The following is an 11148-nucleotide window of genomic DNA, read 5'->3' as shown; positions in this document are numbered from 1 at the left end:
GCGCAGGGCGGCGTGGTGATCGGCCTGCTGCTGGCGCGCAGCCTGGCCGGGCTGCTCGCCGACCTCGGCGGCTGGCGCAGCGTCTACCTGGTCTCGGCAGCGAGCATGGGCGGGCTTGGCCTGCTGCTCTGGCGGGTACTGCCGGCGGCGCCGAGCAACGAACTGGGGCTGTCCTACCGGCAGCTGCTCGGCTCGATGTTCGGCCTGCTGGCGAGCCAGCGCGTGCTGCAGGTGCGCGGCCTGCTCGGGCTGTTGATGTTCGCCGCCTTCGGGGTGTTCTGGAGCAGCTTGGTATTGCTGCTCAGCGCGCCGCCGTATTCGCTGTCGCACAGCGCCATCGGCGCCTTCGGCCTGGTCGGCGCGCTCGGCGCGCTGGGCGCGGCGCGGGCCGGCAGCCTGGCCGATCGCGGCCACGCCCAGGCGCTCAGCGGCGGCGCCCTGCTGCTGTTGCTGCTGTCCTGGCTGCCGCTCGCCCTCGGCGCGCATTCGCTGGCGGCGCTGATTCTCGGCGTGCTGCTGCTCGATCTCGCCGGCCAGGCGATCCATGTGCTCAACCAGAGCCTGGTCTTCGCCATCGACCCGCGCGCCCACAGCCGCCTGGTGGGTTGCTACATGCTGTTCTACGCCGCCGGCAGCGGCCTCGGCGCCAGCGCCGGCACCGCCATGTACGCCTGGGCCGGCTGGGACGCGGTGAGCCTGCTCGGCGCGGCGATCAGCCTGGCGGCCCTGGCGTTCTGGTGGTTCACCCGTGGCGTTGGCGGCGAAGCGCGTACGGCCTGCGCCAACGGCGCCTGAGCCGGCTTCAATCGAGTTCGCGCAGGCGCTGCTCGATGAAGCGCCGCTCCGGCTCCTGGCGCGCCAGGGCCAGCGCCGCGCGGTAGGCCTCGCGGGCCTCGCGGCGGCGACCGAGACGGCGGCAGAAGTCGGCGCGCGCCGAGTGCGCCAGGTGGTAATCGGCCAGTTCACCCCGCGCCAGCAACGCATCGACCGCGGCCAGCCCGACCTCGACGCCATCGCGCATGGCCAAGGCCACGGCGCGGTTGAGTTCGATCACCGGCGATGGCGCCAGGCGCAGTAGCGCGTCGTAGAGGGCGACGATCCGTGCCCAGTCGGTGTCCTCGGCGCGCGGCGCCTGGGCGTGCACCGCGACGATGGCCGCCTGCAGGGTGTAGGGCCCGAAACGGCGGCTGGCCAGGGCTCGCTCGACCAGGCCGAGCCCCTCGACGATCAGTCCGCGATCCCATAGCGTGCGGTCCTGCTCGTCGAGCCGCACCAGTTCGCCGCTGGCCGAGGTCCGCGCCTGGCGCCGCGAGTCGTGCAGCAACATCAGGGCGAGCAGGCCGAGGGCCTCGGGGTCGGGCAGCAGTTCGACCAGCAGGCGGCCGACGCGGATCGCCTCGCCGCTGAGATCGGCGCGGGTCAGGCTGGTGCCGGTGGAGGCCGAGTAGCCCTCGTTGAACACCAGGTAGATCACTTGCAGGACGTTGCCCAGCCGCTCGGGGAGTTCCTCCAGGGTCGGTACCTGGTAGGGAATCCGGGCCTCGCGGATCTTGTTCTTGGCCCGCACGATGCGTTGGGCGATGGCGCTGGGCGCGGCGAGGAAGGCGCGGGCGATCTCCTCGGTGCGCAGGTCGCAGACCTCGCGCAGGGTCAGCGCCACCTGTGCCTCGGGGGGCAGCGCCGGGTGGCAGCAGGTGAAGATCAGGCGTAGCCGGTCGTCTTCCACCGCATCGCCCTCCTCCGCCGGCGCCTCGGCCTGCTCTTCCAGTTGCTCGGCGAGCAGCCGCTGCGAGGCGTCGAAGCGCGCTCGCCGGCGCAGGTTGTCGATGGCCTTGAAGCGCCCGGCGGAAACCAGCCAGGCGCGCGGGTTGCGCGGGATACCGTCGCGCGGCCACTGCTCGACGGCGGCGATGAAGGCGTCGTGCAAGGCTTCCTCGGCCAGCTCGAAATCGCCGAGCAGGCGGATCAGGGTCGCCAGCACGCGCCGCGACTCCTCGCGGTACAGCGCCTCGATGCGGCTGCGCAACGGCTCGCCGTGCTCCCTCAATGGCTGGCCTGCGCGTGGCAGCAGGCGCTTTTCGGCGCCTCGTCGTAGCGGTCGTGGTGACGCAGCCAGTCCATGATCGCGTCCTCGTTGCGCCCCTTGGGCGTCAGGTCGAGGAAGTTGTAGGTGGTGAGCAGGATGTCGAGGCCGCGCGCATAGGCCGAATAGGTGTGGAACACCTCGCCCGCCGGATTGCGCAGGAACACGCTGGCACCCGGCATTTCCTCGCCGGCGTCGGGGGTCGGCTGGTAGTTGTAGTCGACGCTGCCGGCGGCCAGTTGCGCCTTGTCGAAGGACACCCCGAAGTCACGGTTGAAATCGCTGCCGTACGAGGAGTACCAGTCGAAACGCCAGCCCATGCGCCGGCGGAACGCCTGGAACTCCTCCAGGGGCGCGCGCGATACCGCCACCAGGCTGACGTCGTGGTGCGCCAGGTGCCGGTTGGCGCCGTCGATGTGGTCGGCGAGGAACGAACAGCCGACGCAGCCTTCGCTCCAGCCCGGCGCGAACATGAAGTGGTAGACGATTAGCTGGCTATTGCCGCCGAACAACTCGGCCAGCGAACGCTCGCCGCGCTCGCCCTGGAAGCGGTAGTCCTTGTCCACCCTGACCCAGGGCAGTTCGCGTCGTTCGGCGGCGACCTGGTCGCGCAGGCGGGTGAGTTGCTTTTCCCGCGCCAGCAGACGGCGACGGGCGTCCAGCCATTGTTCCCGGTTGCTCACCGGGTGGTCCTGCAAAGAAGGATTCATTGCCGATTCTCCACGGAAATTCTCGGTTTTCCAGCCTGCCCGGGGTCGTTCCGCCAGCGGCGCCGGCGCCCGGTCGCCAGGGCGAAGCCGGCCAGCGAAGCGCCGCCGGCGCACAGCAGGGACAGGGATGCGATGCAAAGGGGGCACATGCTTCACCTCCGACGCCGGGCGCCCTCACTCCCATTCCTTGACCGGTCGCACTTCGACGCAGCCGAGCCGTCCCGGCGGAATCTTCGCGGCGATCTGCAGGGCCTGGTTGAGGTCGCGCGCCTCGATCAGGTAGAAACCGCCGAGTTGCTCCTTGGTCTCGGCGAACGGCCCGTCGGTCATCGCCAGCCGCCCGCCCTGGTGGCGCAGGGTGGTGGCGGTCTGCACCGACTGCAGGGCGTGCGAGGCGATGTAGTGGCCGGCCTTGCCCAACTGGTCGGAGTAGGTCATGCACTCGTCGACGATGGCGGCAAGCTCCTCGGCCGGCACGGCGGCCAGCTTCGCTTCGTCGAAATAGATCAGGCAGAGGTATTTCATGGCGGTGGGCTCCTGGTGCGGATCGACGATCCGTTCGTTCGGTAGTCGCCCGGCGAGGGCGCCTTTCGACAGCGGCGGGGAAAAAAGCCCGCGGCGCGGACGAACGGTCGGCGCTCGCCGTGGAACGCCGCCGACCGCAGCACAAGCCTAGACCCGCCCGGCCACCGGGCACGGGCCGTCGGTCAGGGCTGGCGCGGTGCGTAGGGATTCAGGCGGGGATCGCGCAGCGGGCTTTCCCGGGTCGGCCCGGGATCGTCCTGGCGCAGGCGGAGACTGCCGTTGCCGATCTTCAAGCCGTCCTTGGCCGTTGCCTCCCCGTCGGCGCTGGCCGCGTCGCTGCCCGGCAGGTCCGGCTCGGCGGCCTCCGGTTGCGGCTGTGGCGCGCCGCCCATGGGCAACGGCGCGACCGGCGGCGCGGCGGGCAACGCTGCCGGCAGCTCGTCCGGCAGGGGCGCGGCGAGGGTCGGTTGGCCCAGGCCGGCGAGCGCCATGGCCAGGAGCAGGAAAAGCACACGCGACATGACAAAACCTCGATAGGCCTCGGGAATTCCACCATAGCCGCGCAATGGTCCCGGCGAGCGAAGTACGGACCGGCGGCATCGCGCATTGGAAAAAGGGAATTCCTGGAATTGTTCGATAGGACCCTGGCCACCTCCGTCAGCTGTCAATCGACTTTTCGAACAACGCGCCCGCCCCCTATTAGAACAGCGCAAAAAAACTCGATCAAAAGTACAGCCTGAGCATGAGGTCGCGGATATAACCTGAAATCGAATTGCGCCCCGGCGTAGTTGTTCCGATAACACTTCGCAGACGCAGGAGTCGAACGCCACCGAAAAGAAGATAGCACTTGCCAGAGAAACTTCCGCAGGACCCAACAAACATCCCGGTACGCACTCGCCTCGCCATCTATCTTCCATTCAAAGACCCGCCCACATGTAAATGAGTGGAGTAGCCAATGACGCTATTGGATATCGAAAAGCTGCTGGACATGACTCACCACATGTCGGTGCACATTCCCATCGAACTGATCATTTCCTGGGAGCAGAGCGAAGAGGCCTGGAGTGTGAAAGACAACTGTCTCAACTTCGTCTATGTCAATCGTCGCTATACCGAACTGATCACCCCGCGGTTCGGCCAGAAGAACTCCCTGCTGTCCCCCTTCAGTGCCAGCATCGAAGAGCACGACAAGCTGGTCATCCAGACCGGCAAGCGCATCGAGGCCCTGGCGCTGCTCAGGCCGGACGATCATCCGGCGCCCTGCTGCCTGTATTTCGAACGCATGCCGCTGTATGACCGGCGCGGCAACCGCACCGGGGTGATCGCCCATGCCAAGACCCTGACCTCGGTCGCCCCGCGCGGCTTCATCGCCACCGACGGCATCGGTACCTTCACCTTCACGCCCCCCTCGGAGTTGTTCACCTCGCGCGAATGGGACGTGATCTACCTGCTGCTTTCCGGCCTCTCGGAAAAAGAAATAGCCGAACAGATCAGCCGCTCCTTGAGTACCGTCAAGTTCCACAAGAGCAACATCTTCCAGAAGGTCGGTTGCAGTTGCATCGGCGCCTTCAAGGCACTCGCCCGGCAAAAGAAGTGGAACTTCTATATCCCGCCGACCTTCGCCAGCGCCAAGTACATCATCAATCACTAGTCGCGCCTCGCGAGAGCCTTCGGCGTGCCGGGCGACGCTTTTGCCGGCGAAACCGAGCGGTTCGAATGGACAAGGACAACAGCATGTCTCGAAACAATCCTTCGCGTCATTCAATACTCGTCACTTCCAACATAAACGCGGCCAATGATGCGAATCGTCTTTCCGAGCTTTGTCGACAACTGGAAATACGCGGCTATAGGCTCTTCCAGGCGCCAAGCCGCAAGGTCGCCCTGGATTTTCTCGGCAACGCCGCGCACCCCGCCGGCATCCTCCTGCTCGTCGCGGAGCCGACAGGCGAGAACGAAGCCGCACAATTAGCGGCCCTCGATGAACTCCGCCAGGTCGCGCCGTCCATCCCGCTGTTCCTGTTGTTTCGTCAACTGCGCATCGAGCAGTTGTCCAGCCAGCTACTGGACGAGGTCCAGGGATGCTTCAACCTGGCCGCCGGCCCCGCACGCTTCATCGCCGAGCGCATCGACAGCGACCTGCGCGAATGGCGCGCCCCGGCGGGCCCCAGGCGGCTGCGCGACTATGCCCCGCCGGTCCCGCGCACGCCGGTGAGCGCCCGCTACAACGGCCGCGCACGCCTCGATCTGGCGCCGGCCAAGCAGTGGCGGATCGGCTCGGAGAGCACCGCGGAGCACCTGGCGACGCCGCTGAACGACCTCTCCACGGCCTACCGCAAGACGTCCGCAGGAGCCCCGGCGGCGCACGCCGGCGACATCGCCGAGGCCTTTCGCCGGGCGCTCTGGGAAGCCGCCGCGCGGCTCGCCAGGGAGGATGGCGATACGTGGTTCTTCGAGATACTGCGGGGCAACCCGGGGCCTGGCATCGAGGCCGGCCGGGAGACGCCGGCGAAGCGCTGGCACGGGCTCGCCGAGACACTCGACAGCAGTCCTCGGCTGGACCCGCTGCGCGTCGCCCTGAGCGCCCCCGGCCTCGATTCGCGCGGTCGCCCGGCCAGCTTCGGAGTACCCGCCGCGGTGGTCTGCCGCTACCTGCGCCGGCACGGCATCGCCCCGTTGCGCACCGGCGACTATCGCTTCCTGCTGCTGTTTCCCCAGGGCGCCAGGGCGGAACACGCGCAGCCGCTGGTGGACAGGCTGTGCGAATTCAAACGCCGGCACGACGACGATGCGCCGCTGAAGCAGGTGTTGCCGGAGTTGCTCGACAGCTCGCCGCTGTACCGCTACATCGGCCTGCGCGAACTCTGCGCGATGATCCACGAAGCCAGCCTGCGGCTGCACCTGACCGCCCTCGCCGACGCCGCCGCCAGGGCTGCCGGCCACGCCGCGCTGGCGCCGGCCACGGTCTATGGGCACCTGGTCAGGGACGAAACCGAAGCGGTGGCGATCGACAGGCTCGGCGGCCGTGTGGTCGCCAGCCTGGTCGGCGTCCATCCGGCGGCCACACCGCTGCTATTGCCCGGCGAACGGGTGGCCGAGGAATCGCCGGCGCTGATCGACTACCTGCTGGCCTTGCAGGCCTTCGGCGAGCACTTTCCCGGTTTCGCTCCCGAGTTGCAGGGCATCGAGATCGATGAGCGCGGCCGCTACCGGGTCCGTTGCGTCAGGCCGGCAGCCCTCGCCCGCGGCTCCGGCCTGCACCTGGCCACGCGCCGGCCGGACTGAGGCGCGCCGTTCAGCGCAGCGCCTTGCTCAACTGGCCACGGTGCTTGAGTTCCAGGCGCTGGACGAAGGCCTGGAGGATGCGTCGGTAGAGTTCGTCGCCGAGCTGGCCGTCCTCGATGCCGGCATCGATATTCGGGTTGTCGTTGACCTCGATGACCAGCACCTTGTCGCCGGCCTGCTTCAGGTCCACCCCGTAGAGGCCGTCGCCGATCCGCCCGGCGGCCTCCAGGGCCAGCTCCAGCACCGCCGGCGGCACCTGCTCCAGCGGCACGGCGCGGCACTCGCCGTTGACGTCCTGGCCGTCGGCCTTGTGGTTGTAGATCTGCCAGTGGCCGCGCGACATGAAGTACTGGCAGGCGTACAGCGGTTGGCGGTCGAGCACGCCGATGCGCCAGTCGTACTCGGTGTAGAAGAACTCCTGGGCCAGCAACAGGACCGAGCGCTCGAACAGCTCGCTCGCCGCCGCCAGCAGTTCGCTGTCGTCGTTGACCTTGACCACGCCACGGGAGAAGCAGCCATCGGGAATCTTCAGCACCAGCGGGAAGCCCAGGCGCCGAGCCACCCGCTGCCAGTCCTGCGGGCGTTCCTTGTAGAGGATCTCGGTGAGCGGCATGCCCAGTTGCCGGCAACCAAGCAGGTCGGCCAGGTAGACCTTGTTGGTGCAGCGCAGGATCGATGCCGGGTCGTCCATCACCACCAGGCCTTCGCGCTCGGCCTTCTCGGCGAAGCGATAGGTATGGTGGTCGACCCGGGTGGTCTCGCGGATCAGCAGGGCGTCGAACTCGGCCAGGCGCGCGTAGTCCTTGCGTCCGATCAGTTCGACGTCGATGCCGAGGCTGGCGCCGACCCGTACGAAGTTGGCCAGCGCCTGCGGGTTGGACGGCGGCAGCGCTTCGTCGGGATCGTGCAGGATCGCCATGTCGTAGCGTGCCACCCGCCGCGAACGCGGCATGCGCCAGGCGCGCCGGCTGAAACCGTCGAGGGCATCGGCGAAGACATCCTCCTGGTCGCTGCGCAAGCGGTTCAGCACGCCAGGGCGCACGCCCTCGATATGCCAGCCCTGCTGGCGACGGAACTCCACCAGCAGGATCGGACAGGGAAAGGCTTCGAACAACTGGCGCGCGAGGTCGGCCAGCGGCTCGAACTCGGTATGGCCGAAATACAGGGTCAGGGTGAAGCCGTCGGTGGCGCCATAGGGCGTACGGCACAGCGCCTTGTCCAGGGCCTTGTCGAGGCCACCCAGGGCCAGCCCGTACACCGACTTGCGAGCCAGTTCGCTGATGCAGCGCAGCGACGGGATCACCCGGTGGCCACGGGCCTCGGCCAGCAGCGAACAGTAGTAGCCGAGGCCGAGGTACTTGTAGCCGCGGCACAGGTTGATCACCTGCACGCGGCGGCCGCCGTGGTCGCGCGCCGATTGCTCGAGGTATTCCTGGGCGGTGAGTACTTCCTCGCTGGGCAGGTAGGAGGCCCAGTCCTCGCGTCGCTCGACGACGATCATCAGGCGGCTGCCGAGGTCGGCGAGAGCCGGCGGTCGGGGTTGCTCGACGGGGGTCATGCGGAGCGACCCGTCGAGGGTGGCTAACGAGGCTGCTGACATGAGTGGCGGTATCCTCTGAATGACGGTACCTGCCGTTCTAGACCTGCCGGCGCCTCCTGTCGCGCCTCGTTACGCAAGCTTTACGAGCGCCGCCGCCAGACGCCGGCGCGGCAACCGGCCAGGGCCGCCGGGTACCGCGCCGCGAGTGCCGAGGAGCATTTTTACGCTGGCGTTGCGCGCTCGTCAGGCCAGGCTGTCGAGCACCCCGCCGTCGACCCGCAGGGCCGCGCCGGTGGTCGCCGAGGCCTGGGTCGAGCAGGTGTAGACCACCAGGTTGGCGACTTCCTCGGGCGTCGCCAGGCGCTGGATGATCGAACTGGAACGGTGCTGCCGGACAAAGGCGGTGCCGGCCTCTTCTATGCTCTGCCCGGCCTTCTGCGCATCCTCGCGAAGCATCTCGGCGACGCCTTCGGTGAGGGTCGGTCCGGGCAGCACCGCATTCACCGTCACCCCGGTGCCGGCCAGGCGCTTGGCCAGGCCGCGCGACACCGAGAGGTTGGCGGTCTTGCTGAAGCCGTAGTGGATCATGTCCGCCGGGATGTTCAACGCCGATTCCGAAGACAGGAACACCACTCGCCCCCAACCCCGCTCGACCATTCCCGGGACGTAGGCGCGGGCCAGGCGTACCCCGGACATCACGTTGACCTCGAAGAAGCGGCTCCACTCGGCGTCCTCGATGTCGAAGAAGTCCTTCAGCTCGAAGATGCCCAGGTTGTTGACCAGGATGTCCGCCTTCGGCTCGGCCGCGACGAAAGCCGCGCAGCCTTCCGCCGTGCCCAGGTCGCCGGCGACGCCGCGTACCTTGGCATCCGGCTGGCCGTTCCGGATCGCCGCGATCGCACGGTCCACCGCCGCCTGGCTGCGTCCGTTGACCACCACGGTGGCGCCGGCGGCGGCGAGGCCGCTGGCGATGGCGAAGCCGATGCCGGCGGTGGAACCGCTGACGATTGCCAGTTTGTCGCTCAGATCGATCTGCATGGGAGTCTCCTGTCGAGTGACGAACCGCTCAGGAACGCGGCTCGGGGAACAGACGACAGCCTAGACCAGCCAGCGTTCCGTGCCCGCCCTGGGCCTCAGAGACGCAGGCCGAGGTTGATCATCGCCGCCGAATTGCCCAGCAGCACCAGCTCGCTGCCCAGCGGGCCGAAGCGAACGCCCACCGAGGGGATGATCGCCGGCGCGACGCCGAAGCGGTTCAGCGGGATCTTGTCGCGGTATTCGCCGCGATAGCCCTGCAACAGGCCGCCGGTGAGCTTCAGGTAGACCGGGTGGCTGTCACTGTCGAAACGCTTGCCCAGGTAGGCGTAGTTGGAGCGCTGGCTGAACGAGTTGCGGAAGGTCGCGCCGCCGGCCAGCACGCCATCGGCGCGGTTGTATTCGAGGCCGAGCAGGTCCTGGTGGTTGTTGTGTTCCGGGTCCGGGTTGAAATGCCGGGTGTAGACGCTGGTCTGCAGGTACCAGAAGTCGCCGTCGTCGGCAGCCCAGGCAGGTGCGGCGAGCACGGCCAGCAGGCTCAGGATGAGATAGCGCATGGGGACTCCAGGCGGCCGTCGCCAGGTAAGGAAGGCAAGACGTGACGGCTTGCGCCTCGCAGCGTGAATTCTGCTGAACCCGGCCTGAATCGGGCCTGAACGAAGCCTGAACAATTTCTGAACGAACCGTCAGAAAACCCCGGAATGGCTCAAGAACGGACCTCGGCGAAACGTTCGGAAAACCGAACGCCATGCCCCGAAAATATTCGGAAGAGCGGACGAAAGGCCATTTCGGGGCATTTTCATCCAAATTTAATTTCTTTTACTTTCAAATAGTTAGGCTAAAAAAAGCCGGATTTCATAAGCTGGCATGCATCCTGCCACTACACTGTTCGGCAAGCACGATACTCTCGTGGCTTCCCCCGCCGGGGAAAACCGCGAAACACCCTGTCCCGGAGAGGCCAGGCGCTCGCGGCTCAATAAAAATCAAAACAAGTCGAGGAAGAAATTCATGCGTATCGCTCCCAGTCTGCTGAGCACCGCCATCATGGCCGCTCTGTTGTCCGCTCCGGTCGTCGCTGACGAGCTCACCGGCACGCTGAAGAAGATCAAGGACACCGGCACCATCACCCTCGGTCACCGTGACGCTTCGATTCCCTTCTCCTACCTCGGCACCGAGCCGGGCAAGCCGATCGGCTACTCCCACGACCTGCAACTGAAAGTGGTCGAGGCGGTGAAGAAGGAACTCAACCTCCCCGACCTGAAGGTCCGCTATAACCTGGTCACCTCGCAGACCCGCATCCCGCTGGTGCAGAACGGCACCGTGGACATCGAGTGCGGCTCCACCACCAACAACGAAGAGCGCCAGAAGCAGGTCGACTTCTCCGTCGGCATCTTCGAGGTCGGCACCCGCCTGCTGTCGAAGAAGACCGCCAACATCAAGGACTTCGACGACCTCAAGGGCAAGAACGTGGTGACCACCGCCGGCACCACCTCCGAGCGCCTGCTCAAGGCCATGAACGCGGACAAGAAGATGGGCATGAACATCATCTCCGCCAAGGACCACGGCGAGTCCTTCATGATGCTCGAGTCCGGCCGCGCGGTGGCCTTCATGATGGACGACGCGCTGCTCTACGGCGAAATGGCCAAGGCCAAGAAGCCGGACGACTGGGTCGTCGGCGGCACCCCGCAGTCCTTCGAGATCTACGGCTGCATGGTGCGCAAGGGCGACGCGGCGTTCAAGAAAGTGGTCGACAAGGCCATCACCGATACCTACGCCTCCGGCGAGGTCAACAAGATCTACGACAAGTGGTTCACCCAGCCGATCCCGCCGAAGGGCCTGAACCTCAACTTCCCCATGAGCGAAGAGCTGAAGAAGCTGATCGCCAGCCCGACCGACAAGGCCGCCGAGCAGATGTAACGAGCGCCAGGCGTTCCTCCCGGAGCGCCAGCGCTTCGCGCGTCGCCCCCGCCTCGCGG

At 67.1% G+C, this 11148-nt stretch carries 11 protein-coding genes; 4 read left to right on the top strand and 7 right to left on the bottom strand.

What is annotated here, in order from left to right; genetic code table 11:
• The coding region (locus FFS27_RS04115) for an MFS transporter (RefSeq protein ID WP_137951936.1) at positions 1-795 on the top strand (795 nt) is incomplete at its 5' end.
• Between the two features lie 7 nt (positions 796-802).
• Here FFS27_RS04115 and FFS27_RS04110 read toward each other — a convergent pair.
• The 4 genes from FFS27_RS04110 to FFS27_RS33170 all read right to left on the bottom strand — a co-directional run bounded on the left by FFS27_RS04110 (position 803) and on the right by FFS27_RS33170 (position 3839).
• Positions 803-2026 carry an RNA polymerase sigma factor gene (locus FFS27_RS04110; protein ID WP_034013877.1) on the bottom strand — a complete coding sequence of 408 codons (1224 nt, stop codon included), beginning with the start codon at positions 2024-2026 and terminating at the stop codon, positions 803-805.
• Positions 2027-2043: 17 nt separating this feature from the next.
• Positions 2044-2793 (bottom strand): DUF899 domain-containing protein, encoded by a 750-nt coding sequence (locus tag FFS27_RS04105; protein ID WP_003107663.1) that lies wholly within the window; start codon positions 2791-2793, stop codon positions 2044-2046.
• A 174-nt stretch (positions 2794-2967) separates the two neighbouring features.
• Positions 2968-3318 carry a YciI family protein gene (locus FFS27_RS04100; protein WP_003082795.1) on the bottom strand — a complete coding sequence of 117 codons (351 nt, stop codon included), beginning with the start codon at positions 3316-3318 and terminating at the stop codon, positions 2968-2970.
• Positions 3319-3500: 182 nt separating this feature from the next.
• Complete coding sequence (locus FFS27_RS33170) at positions 3501-3839, bottom strand: hypothetical protein (protein WP_034013876.1); 339 nt, start codon at positions 3837-3839, stop codon at positions 3501-3503.
• A 434-nt stretch (positions 3840-4273) separates the two neighbouring features.
• Here FFS27_RS33170 and FFS27_RS04090 point away from each other — a divergent pair, with 434 nt between their 5' ends.
• Both FFS27_RS04090 and FFS27_RS04085 read left to right on the top strand, forming a co-directional pair.
• Positions 4274-4966, top strand: coding sequence for a helix-turn-helix transcriptional regulator (locus FFS27_RS04090; RefSeq protein ID WP_003082787.1), 693 nt, complete (start codon positions 4274-4276; stop codon positions 4964-4966).
• A gap of 65 nt (positions 4967-5031) precedes the next feature.
• Positions 5032-6597, top strand: coding sequence for an aminotransferase class I/II-fold pyridoxal phosphate-dependent enzyme (locus FFS27_RS04085; RefSeq protein WP_034013874.1), 1566 nt, complete (start codon positions 5032-5034; stop codon positions 6595-6597).
• Between the two features lie 10 nt (positions 6598-6607).
• Here the strand turns inward: FFS27_RS04085 and FFS27_RS04080 are convergent, their stop codons facing one another.
• From FFS27_RS04080 to pagP, 3 genes are all read right to left on the bottom strand, one after another.
• Complete coding sequence (locus FFS27_RS04080) at positions 6608-8197, bottom strand: RimK family alpha-L-glutamate ligase (RefSeq protein WP_003133393.1); 1590 nt, start codon at positions 8195-8197, stop codon at positions 6608-6610.
• 183 nt (positions 8198-8380) lie between these two features.
• Positions 8381-9175, bottom strand: coding sequence for an SDR family NAD(P)-dependent oxidoreductase (locus FFS27_RS04075; RefSeq protein WP_021264498.1), 795 nt, complete (start codon positions 9173-9175; stop codon positions 8381-8383).
• A gap of 95 nt (positions 9176-9270) precedes the next feature.
• Positions 9271-9729, bottom strand: a complete 459-nt coding sequence (pagP, locus tag FFS27_RS04070; RefSeq protein WP_003109244.1) for a palmitoyltransferase PagP — start codon at positions 9727-9729, stop codon at positions 9271-9273.
• Between the two features lie 451 nt (positions 9730-10180).
• On the opposite strand from pagP, the gene FFS27_RS04065 reads away from it, so the two are divergent.
• Positions 10181-11089 (top strand): glutamate/aspartate ABC transporter substrate-binding protein, encoded by a 909-nt coding sequence (locus tag FFS27_RS04065; protein ID WP_019484341.1) that lies wholly within the window; start codon positions 10181-10183, stop codon positions 11087-11089.
• Positions 11090-11148: the final 59 nt, after the last annotated feature.

The organism is Pseudomonas sp. 2VD (genome assembly GCF_005503585.1).
Classification (GTDB): domain Bacteria; phylum Pseudomonadota; class Gammaproteobacteria; order Pseudomonadales; family Pseudomonadaceae; genus Pseudomonas; species Pseudomonas aeruginosa.
Note: the sequence above shows the minus strand (reverse complement) of the source record. Positions and strands in the feature narration are given on the sequence as shown.